Raw genomic sequence first — 21,679 nt, 5'->3', positions numbered from 1 at the left:
AACAGGTGGGTTACGATATGCCTAACAATCTCATTACATCGGAGCGGCGCTCGTGATGCTGGTCGTGGCCGCCGCCTTGGTGGACGGTGCGGGGCGGGTGCTTGTGCAGCGCCGACCACCGGGAAAAGCATTGGCGGGCTTGTGGGAGTTTCCCGGCGGCAAGGTGGAAGCCGGTGAAACGCCCGAGGCGGCGTTGGTGCGCGAGCTGGAGGAGGAACTGGGCGTCGTGGTCGCGCCGACCGCGCTCGCGCCGCTGACCTTCGCCAGCGCACCGCTTGCCGACCGGCATTTGCTGCTCTTGCTCTACGTGTGTCGGGTTTGGACAGGCGAGCCGCAGGCGCTCGACGCGACGGCGATCGCGTGGCACGCCCCCGCCGACCTGCGGGGGCTGGAGATGCCCCCGGCCGATTTGCCATTTATCCCGGCCCTGGAGGCTGCGTTAGCGCGGGGCTAGGCTTGCCCGCAGTCCAAGCCAGATGGCGGGGCCGGGCATCCATCGCCCCACAACCCTTTCGGCAACCAGCACGGCTATAAGGGTCAGGCCGAACAAGGGCAGGTATAAGGCCAGGGCGAGGATGGCGATGGCCAGTCCCGCCCCAAGGCGCGGGCGGGACAGCGCGATCGGCGCGCCCAGGCCAACATGCCGTCGTCGCCACCACATCACCACGCCCGACACCGCCAGCACCACCAGCAACAGCGCGGTAACGGTGCCAAGTAGTTGATTTGCTAGGCCGAACAGCGCGCCCTCGTGCCCTGCAACACCGTAGCCGATCGTTTGATCGATCCAGTGGCGCTGCGCAAAGCCTTCGCGACTGATGACGGTGCCCGTGCGACCGTCAATCTTCACCGTGCTACGTAATGGTCGGTTCGCCGCGTCGGACGCTGCCGTCCAGGGGTCGCCCGGACGCATCGGCGGCGAGATCAGCACCGGTGGGGCCACCGCGAGCGGTCGCACCACTCCGATGACGCGCGCGAGTTCGCCCGACACGATTGGCGCGCGCGGCATCGCCATGCCGCCATGTCCGGCATGGTCTCCCGACATCGCTTCGGCCTGCGGTGGCTTGCCGCCGATCGTCCAGTCGACCGGCCCGCGCGCGGTGCCGGTAAGTTGTCGGATTTCGGTGAGATAGTTGCCCCAACCCTTGGCCCAGGGCAGCCCGGTGAGGATCAGCGCGAGGGCGAACAGCGATACCCAAATGCCCGAGACGGCGTGAAGATCGCGCCAGAACACCCGACGTCCGCCCGCCAGGCGGGGATACAGCACCCCCGCCAAACCCGATCGCCCGCGCGGCCACCACAGATACAAGCCCGTCAGCAACATCACGATCGTCCAGCAGGCGGCGATCTCCACCATGTAACTGCCAAACGCACCCGCCAGCAATTCGCCGTGCAGATGGAAGATCAGCCGCATCGGCCGCTGCTCCTCGCTGACGACGCTGAGGACAGCGAGCGAACGCGGATCGACATAGACGCGTTGGTCCTGACGATCCTTGGTGACGAGGATGCGCACCGCCTCGTCCGGGCGCTCGGGCAGCACATATTTGTGCAGCGTCGATCCCGGCACCGCGCGCAAGGCTGCGGCGACCTGCGCATCGGGCGATGCCGTCGGGCCGGTGGTCGGCAGATGCGTGTAGGGCTGGTCCAGCCACGCCTCAATCTGCGGTTTCCACAGATAGATCGTGCCGGTCAGCGCCAGCCAGATCACGAAGGGCACGCAGAACACGCCGGCATAGAAATGCCAGCGCCAGACGGCGTTATAGCTGAGTTGCGGGCGGGCGGGGTTGGCCATCACTTCCTCCTCAGAACCGGCCCTTCAGGCCGACATAGACGGTGCGCGGCTGGCCCGCGTACAAGGATCCGGTGGTGCCCATCAGCACCGAGGCGGGGTTTTGTGCACTCGCAGCGCCCAGACTGTCCGAGATGATCGACGCCGAACCGACATAGGTCTTGTCGGCCAAATTCTGCACCGATGCGTAAAAGGACAAACGCGACCACCAGCCTGCTGCAGCGGGCGGATCGTAATGCAGGTTGAGATTGACCAGCGTGTAGCCCGGAATGCGCAGCAAATTGGCATTGTCGATGAAATAGCGCGAGCGGTAGGTCACCTCGGCAAAGCCGCCCAACCCGGCGAAGGCACCGTGCGGCTGGTCATAGCCCAATCGCCCGTTGGCGAAGGTCGGGATCACGCCCGGAATGCGGTTGTCGGCACGATCGAAGGTGGCCGACACCGCCCCCGAGGTCAGCCGCTCGACATAGCTGGTATAGCGTTGGTCGTTATAGCTGTAGGTCGCCTGGACATAGCCGCCGGGCAGGAGCGCGGGCAGGGGCTTCCAGTTGACGCCGACTTCCACGCCGCGATGGATCGAGCGCGGCACGTTGGTGGTGAAGGACAACAGGTTCACCCCCGCCGACTGGCTAACCTGCTCGTTGCGGAACCACTCATAATAACCCGTCACTTCGGCCTTGAGGGTGTCGCCGAGCGTCAGCTCCGCACCGACGTCCACGCCGGTGCTGGTCTGCGTCTTGAGGTCGATATTGTTGCCGGCGACGCCTGCCGTCGTGACGAAAAGCTGGCCTGACTGCGGAATACCGTAGGCCGTACCGACACGGGCGTGCAGCCGCACTGCGGGCGCGGCCTGCCATACCAGCGACGCCTCGGGCGCGACATTGTCGAAATCGCGGATCGCCGGGATATTGGTCAGCGTCGGATTGGCACCGACAGGGTAGGCGTAGTTCGTCTGGCGCATGTCGATCTTCGAATGCTCATAACCAATGCCAAGAATCAGCTGCAGGTCCTGCGTCAGCGCCAATTCCTCGCGGGCGCGAACCCCCATATTGCGCACACCGCCGAACACCGTCTGGGTCGGCGCGCCAATGCCGTTGCGGCCTGCAGGCGTCTTGTTGAACGAGTAATTCTGCCCGTCGAGATAGTTGTAGAAGATCCCGATAAAGCTCAGCGCATCCATGCCCAATATCTGGCTGTGCGCGGTGACGTCAGAGCTCAGATTGTAACTGTTGAGCGTGCCGCGAAACGGGGTTGCGCTGGTCGGCTGGAACACCACACGGCTGTCGAAGGTCGCTTGCGTGCGCCAGGTCGTGCCTGCGGAAAAGTCATGCTCATAGCGTGCACCGACAATGGTCCGGCGGTCGTTTCGCGCGAGATCGCCCTCGCTCGCGGTCTGGGCGATGCGGGTGCCGTTGATGCCATTTGCCAGCACTGAGATCGTCCCGCAGCCTGCGGCGGCAGTGGCTGCCTGATCGCATCCTTGCTGGTACGGATTGGCGAGATATTGGTTGAACGACAGCCGCGTGGACAGGCGGAACTCGCCTTCATTGTAGATCACCTTGCCGGTGACACGGTCGCGGTCCGACAGGGCAAAGGTCGCCAGCGCGTTGATCGTACCGGTCTGGTAACCGGTATGGCCGGTCGCACCATCGGCGCGGGCGAAGCTGCCGAACACCGCATATTCATAGCCGGGTCCGGCATGACCGAGCGTGGCGTAGGTGTTGAGATAGCCATAGCTGCCGCCATCGACTCCGGCCTCGACGCCTTGCAGGTCGCGTCCACGCCGCGTGCGGAAGTTGATCGCCCCTTCGACGGCATAATTGCCATAGCGCGCCGAGGACGGGCCGCGCACGACGTCGACCGCGCCATAAGCATGCGGGTCGGTCAGATCGAACCGGGCAAGGCCGTCGGGCTGGGTGACGGGAAAATCATCCTCGAACACCTGGATATTGCGCGCGCCGAAGCTGTTGCGCGCGTTCGAGCCGCGGATCGAGACTCCCACATCGCGTGGGCCATTGCCGCCAATGACGGTGACGCCGGGGGAGAGTTTGACGATGTCGGCGATGGTCGTGGCGGGCGTATTGCGGAACGCGGCGTTGGTGATGGTGGTGTCGGTCTGGCCCGCGACCTTGGTCGTCAGCGTCAACGCGCGCCCGGTGACGATGATGTCGTCGGGGGATGTCGATGCGGTGCCCGCTCGATTCGGCTGGCTTTCCGGGGTCTTTGCGGGCGTGTCGAGGCGCTGCAGTTCGGCGTCGATCGCCGCGCGTTGGCGCAGCAATTCCTGGCGTCGCGTGTCGGTGCCTGTCTGAGCGGACGCCGACGCAGCGGCAAGCGCGGCGATCGACGCCGCGAGAAACGTTGATGGAAGGCGCACGAAAAAATCCCCTGTAAACGCTGGTAGCGGGCGCGCGGCGGTGGGCCATGCACGTCCGTCGCGACGGCGCTTGCTCAGCGCGTCGCGGCTCTATCGATCGTCATAGGGTGGCAGGTGGTCCGCGCAGCGGGGGACGGAGATGCAGGCGCAGGCCGACCAGCGGCGGCGCGATCCGGCGCGAGACGAGCGCCATCACAAAAGCGATGGCGAGTGCGAGCAGGATCGGGTCGGTCGCTGCAACCGAATGCGCGTTCAGGCCGGCAAAGGCGCAGGGCTGATCGGCTTTCTCGCCGTCCTTTTGATGCTTTTGCGATACTGAGTGGTCCATGCCGGGCATTGCCATCGCCATCGTCTTCATCGGGCCCATGCCCGAACAGATCGCAATGCGAATCGTACCCTGCGACGTGTCCAGCATGTACCCGCTGGGCACGACGACTTTCAGCAGCAGCGCAAACGCCAGCAGCCAGGCCGCAAGGACGCGATGTTGCTGGATATGATCGCGGAACGGTTGCACGATCGACGCTTTATGGCGCGCTGTTCGCTATGTCACGCGGGCAAAATGTCTCTATCGCGGCCTGTTGGAAATCCGCTGCACCAGGACCGCTGCGTGCGTCGCTGGAAGCTGTTGTGGAGGCCCGACCGGGAATCGAACCCGGGTGCAAGGATTTGCAGTCCTCTGCGTCACCACTCCGCCATCGGGCCGAAGAGCGGCGCAGATGCAAGCGTCCGCGCCCGCTGTCAACCACGCGCTTGCAAAAATGCCGATACGCGTCGCTTGGCGAACCCGGTTCGCCACGATAGAGGTGAGCACTCTCAACTAGTGTATTGCACAGCTACAACAGTTGTGCAAAACCGGGTGTCCGACAAGGGTGGCACGATGAATTTGAATACGCACGATTCGGATATGCTCGCGATGCGCCATGCAATGGTGGCAAGCCAGCTTCGTACCAATGCCGTCAGCGATGCGCGCGTCGTCGCGGCGATGGACTCGGTCCCGCGCGAGGCATTCCTGCCGAGCGAGGTGGCGGCGCTCGCGTATCGCGATACCGCCGTACCGCTTGGGCACGGCCGCGCGCAGAACGTGCCGATCGCCACCGGGCGCTTGCTGACCCAGGCGGAATTGCTCCCCGCCGACCGCGTGCTGCTGATCGGTGCGGCGGGCGGCTATACCGCTGCGGTGCTTGCAGAATTGGTGGCGTCGGTCGTCGCGGTCGAGTGCGATCCGGCGCTCGCCACCCATGCCCGCGCCGCGCTGGCCGGGATTGCGAATGTCACGCTGGTCGAAGGGCCGCTGGAAAACGGCCATGCCGCTGGCGCGCCCTATGACGTGCTGGTGATCGATGGCGCGGTCGAAGGCGTGTCCGATGCCCTGGTCGAGCAGGTCACAATTGGTGGCCGTGCGGTGGCCGGGATCGTCGATCGCGGTATCACGCGCCTTGCCGCCGGGCGGCGCAGCGCGGGCGGGTTCGGCTTGCTCGCCTTTGCCGACATCGAATGCGTGCCGCTTCCCGGCTTTGCGCAGCCGCGCACTTTCACGTTCTGAGCAGAAAAGACCAGCGACCCATGCGATCGATACACCTACTGGCTGGCGTTGCGCTGCTTGGGCTCGCGGCGACCCCGCTTTCTGCGGAGACGCTGCGCGAGGCGCTGGTTAAGGCGTATAACACCAACCCGACGCTTGCCGCGCAGCGTGCAAACGTGCGCGCAAACGACGAAAACGTGCCGATCGCGCGGTCGCAGGCGCTGCCTGCCGTCAATCTGCAAAGCGCCTATACCGAGAACGTCGTCAAATCCTCGAACAGCTTCGTGTCGCCCGATCGCAGCGCGACCGCCGGCGCGACGCTGTCGGTGCCGCTTTATGCAGGTGGCGCGGTGCGCAACAGCGTCCGTGCCGCGCAAACCCGCGTCGAAGGCGGCCAGTTGAGCTTGCGCGGGACCGAGTCCGATTTGTTCACCACGGTCGTGGGTGCCTATATGGATGTCATCCGCGATGAGGCGATCGTCGGCCTCAATATTCAGAACGTGAAGGTGCTTGAGGTCAATCTGCAGGCCAGCCGCGACCGGTTTCAGGTGGGGGATCTGACCCGGACCGACGTCGCGCAGTCTGAAGCGCGTCTCGCCGTCGCCCGCGGCCAGCTTGAAACGGCGCAGGCGCGGCTGATTTCCAGCCGGGAAAGTTATATCCGCTATGTCGGCACTGCGCCCGATGCGCTTGAGCCGCCACCGGCGCTCCCCAATCTTCCCGCCGATCCCGATACTGCGGTGGACGTGGCGTTGAAGGACAATCCGACGCTGTTGGCGGCCGCCAAAGCGAGCGAAGCCGCAGGGTATGACATTGGCGTAGCGCGCTCGAATCGCTTGCCCAAGGTCAGCGTCAACGTCGGTGGCAATTATTACAATTATCTCGGATCGCTCGGGTCAGGCACCGGCGTGGCGATTGGCCAGACGGGCACATCCTCGACCGTCGGTCTGGGGCTGACGTTGCCGCTGTACCAGGGCGGGCGTCCGGCCGCGCAGATCCGGCAGGCACAGGATGCGCGGTTGCAGGCGATCGAGCGCGTCACCGAGACCGAGCGCGGCGTGATCTCGCAAGCGCGATCGGCTTATGCGGTCTGGAAATCCTCGCTCGAGGTGATCGCGTCGAGCGAAGTGGCGGTCAACGCCAACAAATTGTCGCTGGAAGGGGTGCGCGCGGAAAACAGCGTCGGCAACCGTACCATTCTGGATATTCTGAATGCCGAGCAGGAATTGCTCAACTCGCAGGTCACCTTGGTGACGGCGCGGCGTGATGCCTATGTCGCGGGCTTTGCACTGCTGGCGGCGATGGGGCGGGCCGAGGCGCGCAGTCTTGGCCTTGACGGCGGCCCGCTCTACGATCCGGTGGCGCATTATAAGAGCGTGCGCGGCCGGATTTCGGACTTTTCGTCGGATCCCGATCCCGCAGTTACCGGCACGCGGACCAACGCGACTCGCCCGCAAGACGCCAAGGTCACCCGCCCGCTCGATCCGATTCTGGACGCGCCAGTTGACAGAAGTGCTCCAATTACCGCAGGTGAAGCAACGAAGAACCGCTAACCGGCGGATCGACGCACTTTTCAGGGGTTGTCGATGGGGGATTTGAGCGCGGAGCCATCGATGGAGGACATCCTCTCATCGATCAAGCGGATCATCGCGGAAGAGAATGACGCGGCCCCGGCGCGTGCCAAGCGACCGGCGCGTGCTTTGCCCGCGCGATCCGAGCCAACCCCTTTTAGTGACGACGAAATTCTCGAGTTGAGCCAACCGGCCCCCGAGCTCGACCGCCGTCCTCAGCCCGAGAATTACCCACAATCGGCGCGGATCGCCCGGGCCGTGACCAGGGAGGAACTCGTGCCGGAGCCAGCCCCCGAACCCGTTCGCGCGCCGCCGCCCGTCGCGGCAAAGCCGGTGCCTGAAACGCCCGCGCCCGAGTCGATTGTTTCACCGCGCACCGCCGAAGCCTCGCGCGGGCCGCTGGATGTGCTGTCGCGGCTGGTGGTCAAGCCCGAGGTCAGCGGATCGGACACGTTGGAAGGCATGGTTCGCGATATGCTGCGCCCGATGTTGCGCGACTGGCTCGATGCCAATCTGCCCGCGATCGTCGAGACGATGGTGGCCAAGGAAATCGACCGCATTACCGGCAAATAAGCCGTCCGGCGGTGATTGCAGCGGCCGCGCGGTTCTGCTGTAACCTGCGTTCATGAAAACACTGCTTGCTGCGACCGCTTTGACGGCCGCTTTCGTTGCCGCGCCTGCGGTCGCCCGCCAACTGACGATCGACGATGTGTCCACGCTGTCGCGCGTCTCCGCTCCAGCCGTTTCGCCCGATGGGCATTGGCTGGTGTGGCAGCAGCGCGAGACCGACCTGACCATCGATGGCGGTCGCTTCGATCTGTGGCGGCTCGATTTGACGCGCAAAGGTGCCGCCCCGGAAAAACTGATCGCCGAGGCCGACGTCAACGAGACTGCGCCGCAATTCTCGCATGACGGCAAGACCGTGTATTTCCAGTCCGACAAGGGCGGCGAGGATGCGGTCTGGTCGATCGGCATCGCGGGTGGCGCGCCGCTGCAGCTGACCCATTTCAAGGGCGGGATGGGCGGCTTCAAGGTCTCGCCGCAGGACGACAAATTGCTGATATGGGCCGATCGCTTGCCGGGCGCGCCCAGCCTCGAACCGGCGATGATCAAGCGGGATGCCAATGCCGGCAATGGTCGCACTTATGACCAGATGTTCGTGCGGCATTGGGCGAGCTGGGCCGATGGCACGCGCTCGCAACTGTTCGTCCTGCCGCTGACGGCAGCGGGCGCGACGGGCAACGGCTTACCGATCGAAGGCAAGCTGGTTGGGGACGCCCCGTCCAAGCCGTTTGGCGGCGGCGAGGAAGTGTCGTGGAGCGCGGATGGCAAGATCGTGTATTTCGCGTTGCGCGAGGCCGGTCGGATCGAGCCGCTGTCGACCAATCTCGATATTTTCGCGGCACCTGCGGATGGGTCGGCTGCGCCGGTCAATCTTACCGATGCCAATGACGGGATGGACAATCTCCCGACCACGTCACCCGACGGCAAGTATCTCGCCTGGTTCGCGATGAAGCGGCCGGGCTATGAGGCTGATCGGCAAGTGCTGATGCTGCGCGACCTGAAGAGCGGCGCAGTGCGCGCGCTGACCGAAGGCTGGGATCGCTCGGTCGCCTCGATCGCGTGGAGCCCCGACAGCAAGACGATTTTCGTTACCGCCGAGGATACGCAGGAAACGCCGATCTGGTCGGTCTCGCCCGTAACCGGCGCGGTCGCGCGGCTGACCGGGGTGGGCAGTGTCTCGGCCGTGGTGCCGACGCCAACCGGCGTGGTGTATGCGATGAATTCGCTGACCGCGCCCGACGATTTCTACCGCCTGACCGGCAAGAGTTCGGTACGGCTGACCTCGGTCAACGCGGCCAAGCTGGCCGATGTCGAGATGCCGAGCGTCACCAAGTTCAGCTTCACCGGGGCCAATAACGATACGGTGTGGGGCTATGCGGTGAAGCCTGCGGGCAGCACCGGCAAGGTGCCGATCGCGTTCATGGTGCACGGCGGCCCGCAAGGGTCGAGCAACAATAGCTGGTCGTATCGCTGGAATCCGGCGGTGTTCGCGGGCGCAGGCTATGGCCTGGTCGCGGTCGATTTCCACGGCTCGACCGGCTACGGGCAGGGCTTCACCGATGCGATCCGCAACAATTGGGGCGGCTGGCCGCTGGAGGATCTGAAAGCCGGGCTGAAGGCCGCGACCGACAAGTTTGCGTGGCTCGACGCGGACAATGCCTGTGCGCTGGGGGCCTCTTATGGCGGCTATATGATGAACTGGATCGAGGGCAACTGGCCCGATCGCTTCAAGTGCATCGTGCAGCATGACGGCGTGTTCGACGCCCGCGCCATGGCCTATGAAACCGAAGAACTGTGGTTCGACGAGTGGGAGCATGGCGGCCATCCTTATTATGAGGATCCCGCCGCTTTCGAGAAGTGGAACCCGGTCAACCATGTGACCGCGTGGAAAACGCCGCAGCTCGTCATCACCAGCGAAGGCGATTACCGTATTCCCTATACGCAGGGCATCGCCGCTTTTACCGCGCTCCAGCGGCGCGACATCCCATCGCGGCTGGTGGTGTTCCCGGGCGGCAGCCATTGGGTGCTGAAGCCACGCGAGAGCCGCCAATGGTATCGCGAAGTGCTGGGGTGGATGAACAGGTGGACCGCTCCCACTGCGCCGCAACCCCCGATCGTTGGCGCATCAGGCCGCAAGGGCGGCTGACGCCTGCTTTGACGATCCTGTCCCCGGGCTCCCGGGGACAGGAACAGGCGCGCGGTCGTACGCCTTGGCAATGACGGTTAGTCTTGCGGGGCGAGGACCGGGACTTCGGGCACCTGCGCGGCGTGCGATTGCGGCGCGGGCACGGTTCGGTCGAGCACGTCCAGATAGGCCAGCAGGCCCTCTTCGGCATCAGTGAAGCGGCCGTTGCGATTGCTGGGCTGGCCAGCCGAAGCTCCGGCCTTTTCGACGAACCGGCTGCCCCATTTGTCGGCAAGATGCAGAACCTCCCCGATCCGGAACGATGCATCGTTTACCACGATCGAGGGAAAGGGGAGGCGATAGGCAGGCCCACTCCGGATTGCTGCGGCGACGGCCACTTGGCTCATGTCCACTGCGAGCGGCGAGTCGAACACGGCACCGCGAACCGATCGCAGATAGCTGCGCGGCGAAAGTTGTGCCCACCACGCTATGGCCAGGCATGCCACCCCACGCGCGAGGATCACCACTGGTGCATCGCCGCGTGAAAAGGTCGCGTCGAGCTGCACCGCCCAGCGGCCATTGTGGAATTTCGAAAGGTCCAGCTCGACCCGGGCGATTGGGGTGGAGGACGGCGAATCACCGCGTACCGATACCAGGATCGGCAGCGGAGTGTCGGTCAGCACGTCGGTAACAAAGACCATGACTGCTCTCCCATCAACTTTGGTGGTCGCTTGCGACTCTCCCGGAGGTCGAGTCGGATTTCGCTTCCACGTATCAAAAGCTATTCCTACTACGGTACTAGGCAATAGAGCTGCGCCAGAGCGTATGCCGGTTGCGCCAGATCGATAGTCTGTCCCGAAGTGCGGGCAATTGGACGCAGGGAAATCTATCTGGGCGCTAAGCTCGGCTATATCGCCGCAGCCGGTGCGTCCTTCTCGGTGAAGTGCACGACATGGGAGATGGATGTGAACCGCGTACGCTCGAGGAACGGCAGCAATGGCATCGGCCCCCGGGGGAGGGCGTGATTGCGCATGTGGCGATCGTCGGCGGGGGGTTCTCGGGGTCGCTCGCCGCAATCAACGTGCTGCGCCATGATGGACCGCGTGCGACCCTGATCGACCAGCAAGCGGATGCAGGCGTTGGCCTTGCCTATGGCGCGGCGCACCCATCGCATCTGCTCAACGTGCGAGCGTCCAACATGAGCGCGTTTCCCGACGATCCGGGCCATTTCGTGCGTTGGCTGGCGAGTCGTGGACACGCGGCGGCGGGGCAAAGCTTTGTGCCGCGCTTGGTTTACGGCACCTATCTGCGCGAACTGCTCGATCGCGTCGCCGCGGATTTTCCCGGCCGCTTGCGGATCGTGCGCGGCGAGGCGGTCGACGTGACAGAGCATCGCGGCGTGCGCGTCCTGCTGGCCGATGGTGCCTCGGTCGAGGCCGATGCCGCTGTGCTGGCGGTGGGCAATTTGCCACCGCATACGCCGGTCGAGCTGGTGGCGGAATCGCTTGGACCCGGCTGCTATGTCGGCGATTGCTGGAGTGCGGAGGCGACCGAAGGCTTGCTCGACGATGATACGGTGCTGATCCTCGGCACCGGGCTGACGATGGTCGATGTCGTGTTGCTGCTGGAGGCAAAGGGGTTTGCGGGGCGGATTATCGCGCTGTCGCGGCGAGGATTGTTACCGCACGCCCATGCTGCACCGGCTGGCGCGTGGACTGCGATTGCGGAGCGGCCGTCGACGGTTCTCTCCCATCTGGTGCGAGCCCTCCGCAGGCGCAGCGCGGCCATCGGCTGGCGCAGCGCGATCGACGAGTTGCGCCCATTCACCCAGGATATGTGGCGCGCCGCCACCGCTGCGGAGCGCGCACGGTTCATTCGCCACGCGCGCCCGTGGTGGGACATTCACCGCCACCGTTTGGCCCCCGAAGTGGCCGACCGCATCGCCGCCTTGCGGTCAAGCGGGCGGCTTGAAATCGTCGCTGGCAAGATCGGTCTCGCTGCGACATGCGCCGACGGTGTTGCGGTCGAGTGGCGACCTCGCGGAGAGGACGCGCGACGGACCCGCATCGTTCAACGGATCATCAATTGCACGGGCCCGCAAGGCGATCTCGGTCGGACCAGCGCGCCGATGCTCGGCGCTTTGGTGGCGCGGGGCGTCATTCGCCCCGATACCGCGCGGCTCGGGATCGATGTGGATGAGCAGATGCGGGTGATCGGTCGTGATGGCATGGCCAACCGTCGCCTGTTCGCGCTCGGGCCGATGACGCGCGGCGCGTTCTGGGAAATCGTCGCGGTGCCCGACATTCGCGGGCAGGCGTGGACCTTGGCCCGCCGCCTCTCCAACGCGCATTGGGTGGCGGAAGGGCTGTAGCGGTGGAGCGCCGGGGCCGTAGCTATCGTGCGTCTGAGGCGGCGCGCAGCGAAGTGCCGACCACGGAGAAGAAGGCGCGGCTTTCTGGGGAGTGATCGACATCCCATTCGGGATGCCATTGCACCGCCAGCACCTCGGCCCCGCACGGTTGCGCGCGGATCGCCTCGATCAGGCCATCATCGGCGGCGACCGCCTCCACCGTCAGTCCGCTGCCAAGCCGATCGATGCCCTGTTCGTGGACCGAGTTAACCGACATCCGCTGACGCCCGGTCGCGAAAGCGAGCAGACCGCCGTCGTTCAGCTCGACATCGTGGCGGTGGCCGAACAGCGTGTCGAAGCACCCGTCCCAGGACCCGCGATGATGCCGTCCCCTGCACGAATCGGTCGACAGCGTGCCGCCGAACAGAACGTTGATCTCCTGCAAACCACGACAAATGCCGAACACGGGCTTGCCGGCTTCGATCATCCGTCCGGCCAAGGCGAGCGCGACCTCGTCGCGTTCGCGGTCGATCTGCTGGCCTTCGGGAAGTGCGGCACCGCCATAGCGTTCCGGCGCGACGTTGGAGCGCGATCCCGTCAACAATACGCCGTCGAGCAGGCTGGTGAGCACGGCGATATCGACGGCATCGCGCACCGCCGGCACCAGCATCACCGTGCTGTCCGAAAAGCGCGCAAGGGGGGCGACAAAGCGGGTGGCGACGGTCTGCACCGGCCGCCCCAGTGTTTCGTTGCAGCACAGCACGCCGATGACGGGGCGTTTCGCCACCGTCATGCCGATTGCCCGAGCAACGTCTCGCGCAAGTCCAGCCCCGCTTTGCGATCCAGCCGGAGCGCCTCCGGCTGAACGAGCACGCTGTCCTCGGGCACATCCGAAAGTAGCCAGACATTGCCGCCAATGGTCGATCGCGCGCCGATCGTCACCCGGCCCAAAATGGTGGCACCGGCGTAGATGACGACATCGTCCCCGATGATCGGGTGGCGGGCATGGCGGTGGCGCACGTCGTCGCGGGTCGCCCCGACCGGGCTGCGCGCGCCGAGCGTGACATGCTGATACAGCCGCACCCGCGCGCCGATGATCGCCGTCTCGCCGATCACGACGCCGGTGCCGTGATCGATGAAGAAGCGCGGGCCGATCTGCGCACCAGGGTGGATATCGATGCCGGTGCGTTCGTTGGCGATTTCCGAAATGAGCCGCGCAACGATGGGGGCACCCAGATTGTTCAGTTCGTGTGCGATGCGGTGGTGCAGGCTGGCGATCGCGCCGGGATAGCAGACCAGGATCTCGTCCACGCTGCGCGCTGCCGGATCGCCGAGAAACGCCGCCTCGACATCGCTGTCGATCAAGCGCCGGATGTCGCCGAGCGTGGCCGTGAACAGCCGCACGATGGTGGTGGCATGGTCGGCCTCGAAGGCCCCGGCCTCGCACTGCCAATAGCCGAGTTCATGGCCGATCTCACGCTCGAGATCGGTTATCGCGGCCAGCAGCTTGGCGACAACGAAAGTGTCCTCCTCCGCTACGGGGCCGCGGAAATGGCCGAGGCGACGCGGATACAACGCTGCGGCAAGCAGGGACAGCACCCGCTCCAGCGCCGCGCGCGACGGGAAACTTTCCACATCGCGTGCCTCGTCCTGCCGTGACCGCCATTCCTCGCGCGCCTCGCGCAGATCGGCGATTGCGTCGCCAACGGTGCGCGGGGGAATCGGTGCGATATCGTTGTCGGTGCGTAAATCGGTCACGGGGCCTCCTTTGTGGAGGATATCCTATCGATCCAGTCGGAAATAATAGAAATGCTTCTGGCCGCGCAAGCGCGGGTTTGCGCGCGACATTGCCGTCCGTGTTGAGATTGTACAATCCGCCGATGACTAACCGTATTACGCCATATATCCAGCGCGACCTTCGCCTCCCCAGGGACGGAGCCGCGCTCGACTTTATTGCATGGCCGAAAGGCCATGCCGATCAGATGCATGCGAGTCTCCTTTCTGAACGGTATTGGATTGATATGACCTCAGCCGATCCCTGGAGCCCGTCCAGCTTTACGCCGCCAAACCGCGATATTGCGGAGCCCGCCAGTGACGGTCCGTCGGATACCACGTTCACACGCCGTTTGTTCGGCCGTATCGCCGAGAGCGCTGCCCTCGCAGACGCGCTGGCGCGGGTTTGCGGCAGCGGCACAGCAGAAGGGATTTTGCTTTCGGGGGTGTCCGGCGTCGGAAAGTCGGCGTTGGTACGCCGCTTCCGGATGCTCATGGCGGCATCGCCACATCGTTTCACCACCGGAAAATGCGACCAGTTACATCACAACGCGCCGTTTGCGCCCATTGCCCAGGCTTTGCATGGCCTGACGCATGCGTTGCTCGGCGAAAGCGACGCGACGTTGCAGAACCTACGCGCGCGCCTCCTTCCGCAATTGGGGAACGACACGCGATTGGTGGTCGATCTTGTTCCGGATATGGAGATCGTTCTCGGGACGGCGGGTGCGAGAACAGATATGTCGCCCGCGCTTGCGAAAATTCGGCTGCATCAGGCGCTGCTGGCAACCATCGGTGCGCTCGCCACGCGAGAGGCACCGTTGATTCTGTTCCTGGACGATATTCAGTGGGCGGACCCGTTCTCGCTGGAAATGTTGGTCAGCCTCGCCAGGACGCCACCGCAAAACACCCTCGTCATTCTAGCCTATCGCGAAGACGAAGCGCATTTGCATCTGAAGCCGTCCGGGTTTCTGGACGCCATCAAATCGCATGCGCTCCCGGTTACTGAAATCGCGTTGGCACCGCTGCACGCCGCAGCCATCGTGGAAATGCTCGAATCCACCTTTGGCGGAACCACGCGCGATGTCGACGCGCTCGGGCGCGCCGTCCATGCGCGAACCGGAGGCAATCCGTTCTTCGTCCAGCAAGTGTTAAGTGCCCTGCGCGATGCGGGCGTCATCCGATACGATGCTGCCCGGCGCTGTTGGACCTGGACGGGGGAAGGCCTCGAATCCTCGGTGCAGACAGGCAATGTCGTCGACTTTACCGGAAGCCGCGTCGAGCGCTTGCCCGAGGAACAGCGCGCGGTGCTCCAGGCGCTTGCTTTGATCGGCACTCGCGCCGATGGCAGCTTGCTTGCCGCGTTTCTCCGCGTGGATCTTGACCGCCTTACGCACCGGGCGCAGCCGCTCGTCGAAGGCGGTTTTCTCCATCGGGATGCGACACGATATGCGTTCGCGCATGACCGCATCATGGAGGTCGCGATTGCGTTGACGCCAGAAGCCGAGCGACCGGTACGTCATGTCGAGCTCGCCCGGCTGCTGCTGCGTTTGCGTGGCACCGCCTCAGTCAGCGACTTTGACATTGCCGACCATGTGGTTGCGGCGATGGCAAGCGAGATTCCGTCCACCGACAGACCGCTCTTCGCGCGGACCCTGCTCGACGCGGCGGCGCGCGCTCTCCAAACGGCAGCCGTGGACCAGGTCACACGGTATATTGAAGGGGCAAATGCCCTGTTTTCCGAAGCGTGGTGGGAAAGCCATTATCGGTTGGCGTTCGAAATCAACTTTCGCAGAGCCGAGAACCTTTTGCAGATTGGTGCTGTAGAGCGGGCCGAGCACGGGATCGACGCGTTACTGATCCATGCGGCAGAACCTATCGACAGGGCCCAGGCCTACCGCCTGAAGGCCGTTACCCGGACGCTGCATTCCGATTATGACGGTGCGATCGCAGCGGGGCTGGCAGGGCTCGCTCTGCTCGGCGTCGATCTCCATCGTTTTCCCTCACGCGAGGAATGCGACGCCGCCTATGAGCGAGTCCGCGCGGCTTTGGGCGATACCCCGATCGCGAGCCTGGCGGATCTGCCCAAAACCGATGACCCCGCGATCGAGGCGATCATGGGGCTGTTGTCGACGATGGTGGCGGCAATTTTTTCAGATGACGGCCTGCGCTTCATCCACCTTGCCAAGATTGCCGAACTGACGCTGGCGCATGGTGCGACTGCGGGATCGTCCTATGGACTCGCCTGGTTCGGGGTGTTCGTTTGCGATTTCTACGGGCAATATGCCGATGGCCTGGAATATGCCCTGGCCGCGCTCGCGCTGGTCGATCGGCATGGCTTCGAGACGCAGCGGACGGGTACTCTCGTCGCGCTGGATCAGCTCAGCCCGTGGACGCAGCCCTTCTCTTGCGCGATCCTCCGCATTCGCGAAGCGATTGCGGCTGGGTATGCCGCGGGCGATCTTGGCATGACATGTTACGCGCGCAACCACCTTGTGTCGGACCTGTTGATGATGGGGGCACCGCTTTCCCTGGTCGACGAGGAGGCGGAGCGCGGCCTGGATTTGACTCGCCGTATCGCATTTCGCGACATCGAGCTGCTGATCGGCGCGCAACAGGGGCTGGTGCGTGAGCTTAGCAACGGTCACGCGATGGTACCTTTCGAATCCGCGGGCGAGATCACTTCGGCGTCGACTCGCTTCTGGGTTCGCCTGTACGCCGGTATCGCCGCCTATCTTTTCGAAGATTACGCGCGTGCCGAATGGGTGCTCAAGGACGCAGAGCCGCTGGCTTGGGCGCTGCCGGCCAATATCGACCTGACCTATTTCGCGTTATTCTCGGCCCTGAGCATCGCACAGCGCGCCGAAGATGGAGCCGAAGATGGAGATGCGTTGGGTCAGATGGCGATCCACCGCGCCAAGCTGGAGACATGGGCCCGGCTCAACCCGCAGAATTTCGAGAACAAGCTCCTCATGGTCGACGCGGAGATGGCGCGATTGCGCGGCGAGGATCTTCAGGCGCTGCAGCTTTATGATCGCGCGGTCAAAGCGAGCGATGGCTTTGGTCATGAAAGAGCGATGGCGCATGAACTGGCGGCGCGACACTGTACGGCGATCGGGCTTGGCGTGACCGCTGCGTATCATGGCCGGGCGGCACGCACCGGCTATCTCGATTGGGGCGCTACCGCGAAAGCGGCACGCCTCGAAACCGATCACCCGGAATGGTTTGATCGGCAGCGGGTCGATCAGGATCGCGATCTGGATACGATCCTGGATCTCGCCGAGGCCTTTGCCCAGGAGCTTGCTTCCGATCGATTGAACGCGATGGTCACGCGGACAATGATGGAACGCGCAGGCGCGCAGCGCGGCCTGCTGATGATCCTGCGGGATGGCGAACCCGTCATTGAATCGATGGGCGTTGCCACGCGCAATGGCATCGAGCTTGGCAGCGCCGTCGCGATTCCGACTGCCGAGCGCGTGGATCCGACCGTCCTGCAGGCCGTGATGCGCACGCAAAAGCCCGCGATGACGGGGGATCGGGAAAAGGGGTATATTCTGTCGATCCCGTTGCTACAGCGCAATCGGCTCTTGGGAATCGTGCATTTAGAGACATGCGCGGCGGAGATCTGCGCGCCGTCGGGCGTCGCGCTGATCGAGCGCATCGGCGCGGTGGCCAGTATTGCGCTCGACACCGCACACCGGCACGCGGAACTGATGGAGGAGGATGCGCGCCGATCGCAGACCGAAAATGCGTTGCGGGCCGCGCGGGCCGAATTGGCGCAGACATCGCATCTTTCGCTGATGGGTGGGCTTGCCGCATCGATTGCTCATGAGATTGGCCAACCGCTTGCTTCGATCGTTTCGCATGCGGGCGCGAGCATCCGATGGTTGCGGCGGCCGGAGCCCAATATTCCGGAAGCGGTATCCGGGCTGGAGCAGATCAAGGACGGCGGGCTGCGCGCGGCCGACATCGTTCGCGGGCTTCGCGCGCTCGCCAAACAGGAGCCGGCTTCGCGCGAACCTGTAATCCTGAACGCCGTCGTGCGCGATGTCCTTGAGCTGACGGCGGCCGAAATCGACCAGCGCGGTGTCGCGCTCATCGCGCACCTGGACGGAATGGAAACGGTCGTGACCGGCGATTATGTCCAGTTGCAGCAAGTCGTGCTCAACCTGGTCATGAACGCGATCGACGCGATGGTTTCGATCCCCGAGGCCGACCGGATCCTGACGGTAACGACCGAGCGGAGCGAGGGCAAAGCGGTCGTTCGGATTGAGGATTCAGGCACCGGGATCTCCGCCGAGCATCTGACCCGGATTTTCACGCCGCTGTTCACCACCAAGGAGAAGGGGATGGGCATGGGGCTGGCGATTTGCAAATCCATTGTCGACGCCCATGGCGGTGGACTGGTGGCGACCCCTGCCGAAGAGCGCGGCACGGTCTTCACCTTCGGCTTGCCGATCGCCGAGACCGGCAGCGGGAGGTAGTCCCCGATTTTCTGGCCGAGGCGATTACGGTGCGGTCGCCTCGGGCCGCGGCCGACTTTACCTTACCGGCGTAGCGCACGAGGGTCGACGAGTGCGCCGACGAATGACCCTTGGGAGACCACGGGCGAGCGAGTGAAGAGCAACTGCGTGCGAGGTTTTCTTGTGGTGGCGAGCGCGCCGCCCCGTCATTCTGCGCCGACCATCGAACCGCTTCTGTAACCATTGTCGATGGAGCGGCGAAATAGCGGTTCGGAGGATGTGATGAACGAACCCGAATTCCATACAATGCTAACGACACTCAGCGTTGCGGTGCAGAGCTTTCGTGAATTGTCGTTGAGGTGCGGCCATGCGCTGGCGGGCAATCGCAGCGATGGCATCGAGGTGTATTACATACTTGCCGGGACAATGCGGCTGAAGATTCCCCGTCAGTCCGATCGGCTGTGCGGCGAGGGGACGCTGATCTTGCTGCCGCCCGGGCTGGAGCGCACGATCATACCCGCCGAAGGGATGGACGCCGATTGCGTTGCCAGCGAGCTCCGGATCGCGATGGGGGTGGTGACCGCACGCGTCAGTGGCACGTTCGAGTTGCTGGCTTCGGCGAGCGATCCCATCGTCTCGGTCCTGGCTGAACCGCAATTGATCCAGCAGATGTGTGGCCTGATGACTCGTCAGGCAGCCGCACCGGGGCAGGGATCCCGTGCGCTGGTCGATGCTTTGATGAAAGTGTGCATCGTGATGGCGTTGCGGGACGCGGTTGCGCGGTCTGAAGGCGATGCTGGCCTGTTCGGCGCGCTGCGTGACCCGCGTCTGGGCAAGGCGATCGTGGCGGTCATCGAAAATCCGGCGGCCCCGCATACGGTATCCAGCCTGGCGTTCGCGGCGTCGATGAGTCGCTCCGCCTTCGCGCGAGAATTTGCCGCAAAGCTCGCAATGACGCCGATGGCGTTTGTTGCTCGAACGCGGCTTCGGCAGGGTGCCGATCTGCTCAACGGGACGCGACTGCCGGTCAAGATGATCGCGTCGAATATCGGCTTTGCCAGTCGCAGCCATTTCAGTCGGGCGTTTTCGGCAGCCTATGGTGCCGACCCCAGCAGCTTTCGCCGCATGGCCGCGTCCGAATCGTCCTTTCCCACTTATTCCAACGCCGGAGATCGATCATGACGGGAGTATCTGCTCGAATTGTTCTGGGGGCGGGGCTTGCAAGCGGACTCGCCGCGACGCTGGCCATGGTATCGCTCCTTCCCGCAACGGCGAACGCGGCGGGTGCTGCAGGCCCAACGGTCGTCGAACTGTTCGAGAGCCAGGGCTGTTCGAGCTGCCCTCCGGCAAACGCCAACCTCAATGCGATTGCCGACCGGCCCGACGTCCTCGCGTTGAATTTCGCGGTGACCTACTGGGATAACCTTGGCTGGAAGGATACGTTCGCGCAACCGACGTTCACTGCGCGGCAATGGGATTACGCGCACGCTGCCGGGCGCGGGCAAGTGGCGACACCGCAAGTGATTATCGATGGGCACGACACCGTCGTCGGCAATGATGCGCACCAGCTCGCCGCGGCAATCCGGGCCAGCCACCGCGCCGCATCGGCACCTGCCATCGTGCGCAACGCGGGGGGCGTGACGGTGGCCGAAGGCAGCGTCGCGACCCCAGCAACGGTGTGGCTGGTACGTTACGACCCCCGCACGCAATTGGTGCCGATCCGCGCCGGCGAGAATGGCGGGCGCACCTTGCCACACCGAAATGTTGTCAGGTCGCTCGTCGCGATCGGCACCTGGACCGGGCGCGCGCAATCCTATCGCATTGCGCAGCCCGCCGGGCCCGGCTTGCGCGAGGCCATTTTGGTTCAAGCGGGCAAGGGCGGCCGCATTCTGGCCGCGCAGCGGCTATAGCGAGGCGCTGGTGCCAGATCGGCGAGCGTGCGGGACGCCTGAAAGCGCATCGACGATCGCCGTCCGCATCGGCTTGGCGGTGAAGTCGCGGTTATAGGGGCAGGGTCGCCGGAGGGCCTTATCCGGGCGGGGCTCGAACCCCTCGATCCAGCTGTACCGGTCGGTCATGCCCCACACCAAAATATCGCGAAGTTGCGGATAATCGAGCATGACGTCGAGATAGGCGTGCGTGAAATCCGCAACAGCGCGGTCGCGGGGTGCCGGGTCGGCGGGCAGGGCGTTGTCGCGTACGTCGAGTTCGGTGATGACGAGGCGATAGCCCATTACGGTCACCGCATCGAGGAACCGTGACCAATCCGGCTGCAACTGCCCGACGATGCGCGCGGTGTCCGGGCCCTGCGTTATGATGTGGGATTGGACGCCCAGCGCATCGACCGGCACGCCGCGCGCCCGGAATCCTTCGAGCAGCCGCAGCACCCCTGCGCGATGGGCGGCATTGCCGGGCTCCCAGCTCATATAGTCGTTATAGACCAGTTGGGCGTGCGGCGCGCTGGCGCGCGCGGTGTGAAAGGCGTGGTCGAGTGTCGTCGTCGCACCGCCCAGCGCGCGGGACAAAGCGGTCTCATAGAGGGTGCCGTCCGCGGGGTTTACCGCTTCGTTGACCACATCGTAGCTTTCGATGCGGCTGCCGTATCGCGTGCAGACCGTATCGATATGCTGCGAGAGAAGGCGCGCAGCCTCAGATGCAGGACGGGCCCCGAAATCGTGGCTTTCTTCCCAGCGCGGCATCCATTTCGGTTGATGCCACAACAGATTGTGCCCGCGCACGGCAAAGCCCTTGGCCTGCGCATAGGCCATCATCGCGTCGAACCGACCAAAGTCGAACCCGTCCGGCGTCGGGCGCAGCGCCTGCCATTTCATTTCATTTTCGGGAACGAGGATGGTGCATTGGGATTCGAGCAACGCAGCATAAGGCGGGTTGGCGAACGTCCCGCCGTCGTGCCCCGGCGGGCCCCAGGCGAACGCCGATCCGAACCGCCGTCCGGTGCGCGCCGCCGCTGCCGCGAGCGATCCGACCGCTGCGGTTCGCGCGGCAGAGGCGGGGGCTGGCAGCGCCAGTCCGATAACACCGAGTCCGGCGAGCGCGAGTGTTTCGCGGCGGGTAAAGGGCTGGGTCATGGGTGCGTGACCGATCGAATCATTGCCGCTCTCCTGACGTTTCGTGGCGCGCCGCGCGACGC

16 protein-coding genes and 1 tRNA gene are annotated in these 21,679 nt (G+C 64.6%); 9 read left to right on the top strand and 8 right to left on the bottom strand.

Translation table 11 applies throughout. The features are described 5' to 3' along the window. Positions 1 to 55: 55 nt before the first annotated feature. Positions 56 to 454, top strand: a complete 399-nt coding sequence (locus ACP7BY_RS01400) for a (deoxy)nucleoside triphosphate pyrophosphohydrolase (RefSeq protein WP_137902604.1) — start codon at positions 56 to 58, stop codon at positions 452 to 454. Here ACP7BY_RS01400 and ACP7BY_RS01395 read toward each other — a convergent pair. The 4 genes from ACP7BY_RS01395 to ACP7BY_RS01380 all read right to left on the bottom strand — a co-directional run bounded on the left by ACP7BY_RS01395 (position 440) and on the right by ACP7BY_RS01380 (position 4,865). After that, the gene (locus tag ACP7BY_RS01395; RefSeq protein WP_137902555.1) at positions 440 to 1,789 is read right to left on the bottom strand and encodes a PepSY-associated TM helix domain-containing protein; all 1,350 of its coding nucleotides are present in this window, start codon (positions 1,787 to 1,789) and stop codon (positions 440 to 442) included. The genes ACP7BY_RS01400 and ACP7BY_RS01395 overlap by 15 nt on opposite strands. Positions 1,790 to 1,799: 10 nt before the next feature. Beyond that, on the bottom strand, positions 1,800 to 4,163 hold the full coding sequence (locus ACP7BY_RS01390; protein WP_033963933.1) for a TonB-dependent receptor family protein: 2,364 nt from the start codon (positions 4,161 to 4,163) through the stop codon (positions 1,800 to 1,802). Positions 4,164 to 4,263: 100 nt separating this feature from the next. After that, positions 4,264 to 4,677 (bottom strand): DUF2946 family protein, encoded by a 414-nt coding sequence (locus tag ACP7BY_RS01385; RefSeq protein WP_033963932.1) that lies wholly within the window; start codon positions 4,675 to 4,677, stop codon positions 4,264 to 4,266. A gap of 114 nt (positions 4,678 to 4,791) precedes the next feature. After that, positions 4,792 to 4,865, bottom strand: a tRNA-Cys gene (locus tag ACP7BY_RS01380). Between the two features lie 175 nt (positions 4,866 to 5,040). Here ACP7BY_RS01380 and ACP7BY_RS01375 point away from each other — a divergent pair. From ACP7BY_RS01375 to ACP7BY_RS01360, 4 genes are read left to right on the top strand one after another with little or no spacing between them, the layout of a single operon-like run. Next, a complete protein-coding gene (locus ACP7BY_RS01375) occupies positions 5,041 to 5,706 on the top strand; it encodes a protein-L-isoaspartate O-methyltransferase family protein (RefSeq protein WP_231564934.1) in 666 nt (221 codons plus the stop codon). A gap of 20 nt (positions 5,707 to 5,726) precedes the next feature. After that, positions 5,727 to 7,238 carry a TolC family outer membrane protein gene (locus ACP7BY_RS01370; RefSeq protein ID WP_137902556.1) on the top strand — a complete coding sequence of 504 codons (1,512 nt, stop codon included), beginning with the start codon at positions 5,727 to 5,729 and terminating at the stop codon, positions 7,236 to 7,238. A gap of 33 nt (positions 7,239 to 7,271) precedes the next feature. Beyond that, on the top strand, positions 7,272 to 7,829 hold the full coding sequence (locus ACP7BY_RS01365; protein WP_249340817.1) for a DUF2497 domain-containing protein: 558 nt from the start codon (positions 7,272 to 7,274) through the stop codon (positions 7,827 to 7,829). Positions 7,830 to 7,881: 52 nt separating this feature from the next. Then, a complete protein-coding gene (locus ACP7BY_RS01360; protein ID WP_137902557.1) occupies positions 7,882 to 9,966 on the top strand; it encodes an alpha/beta hydrolase family protein in 2,085 nt (694 codons plus the stop codon). Positions 9,967 to 10,043: 77 nt separating this feature from the next. Here the strand turns inward: ACP7BY_RS01360 and ACP7BY_RS01355 are convergent, their stop codons facing one another. Then, positions 10,044 to 10,646 (bottom strand): alpha/beta hydrolase, encoded by a 603-nt coding sequence (locus tag ACP7BY_RS01355; RefSeq protein WP_137902558.1) that lies wholly within the window; start codon positions 10,644 to 10,646, stop codon positions 10,044 to 10,046. Between the two features lie 320 nt (positions 10,647 to 10,966). Between ACP7BY_RS01355 and ACP7BY_RS01350 the strand changes: the two genes are divergently transcribed. After that, positions 10,967 to 12,316, top strand: coding sequence for an FAD/NAD(P)-binding protein (locus ACP7BY_RS01350; protein ID WP_137902605.1), 1,350 nt, complete (start codon positions 10,967 to 10,969; stop codon positions 12,314 to 12,316). Positions 12,317 to 12,338: 22 nt separating this feature from the next. On the opposite strand, the gene ACP7BY_RS01345 is transcribed toward ACP7BY_RS01350, so the two are convergent. Further along, positions 12,339 to 13,088 carry a gamma-glutamyl-gamma-aminobutyrate hydrolase family protein gene (locus ACP7BY_RS01345; RefSeq protein ID WP_171010474.1) on the bottom strand — a complete coding sequence of 250 codons (750 nt, stop codon included), beginning with the start codon at positions 13,086 to 13,088 and terminating at the stop codon, positions 12,339 to 12,341. Further along, complete coding sequence (epsC, locus tag ACP7BY_RS01340) at positions 13,085 to 14,053, bottom strand: serine O-acetyltransferase EpsC (RefSeq protein ID WP_033963928.1); 969 nt, start codon at positions 14,051 to 14,053, stop codon at positions 13,085 to 13,087. Before epsC ends, ACP7BY_RS01345 begins: the two co-directional genes overlap by 4 nt. Positions 14,054 to 14,316: 263 nt before the next feature. Between epsC and ACP7BY_RS01335 the strand changes: the two genes are divergently transcribed. The 3 genes from ACP7BY_RS01335 to ACP7BY_RS01325 all read left to right on the top strand — a co-directional run bounded on the left by ACP7BY_RS01335 (position 14,317) and on the right by ACP7BY_RS01325 (position 20,438). Beyond that, positions 14,317 to 18,549 carry a trifunctional serine/threonine-protein kinase/ATP-binding protein/sensor histidine kinase gene (locus ACP7BY_RS01335; protein WP_171010475.1) on the top strand — a complete coding sequence of 1,411 codons (4,233 nt, stop codon included), beginning with the start codon at positions 14,317 to 14,319 and terminating at the stop codon, positions 18,547 to 18,549. 261 nt (positions 18,550 to 18,810) lie between these two features. Next, the gene (locus ACP7BY_RS01330; RefSeq protein WP_171010476.1) at positions 18,811 to 19,710 is read left to right on the top strand and encodes a helix-turn-helix domain-containing protein; all 900 of its coding nucleotides are present in this window, start codon (positions 18,811 to 18,813) and stop codon (positions 19,708 to 19,710) included. After that, on the top strand, positions 19,707 to 20,438 hold the full coding sequence (locus tag ACP7BY_RS01325; protein WP_033963927.1) for a DUF1223 domain-containing protein: 732 nt from the start codon (positions 19,707 to 19,709) through the stop codon (positions 20,436 to 20,438). Before ACP7BY_RS01330 ends, ACP7BY_RS01325 begins: the two co-directional genes overlap by 4 nt. On the opposite strand, the gene ACP7BY_RS01320 is transcribed toward ACP7BY_RS01325, so the two are convergent. Continuing rightward, positions 20,433 to 21,617 carry an endo-1,4-beta-xylanase gene (locus ACP7BY_RS01320; RefSeq protein WP_137902560.1) on the bottom strand — a complete coding sequence of 395 codons (1,185 nt, stop codon included), beginning with the start codon at positions 21,615 to 21,617 and terminating at the stop codon, positions 20,433 to 20,435. The two genes, ACP7BY_RS01325 and ACP7BY_RS01320, sit on opposite strands and share 6 nt — an antisense overlap. Between the last annotated feature and the right edge of the window lie 62 nt (positions 21,618 to 21,679).

The organism is Sphingomonas sp. PSPC2-2, assembly GCF_049897725.1.
Taxonomy (GTDB): Bacteria; Pseudomonadota; Alphaproteobacteria; order Sphingomonadales; family Sphingomonadaceae; genus Sphingomonas.
Note: the sequence above shows the minus strand (reverse complement) of the source record. Positions and strands in the feature narration are given on the sequence as shown.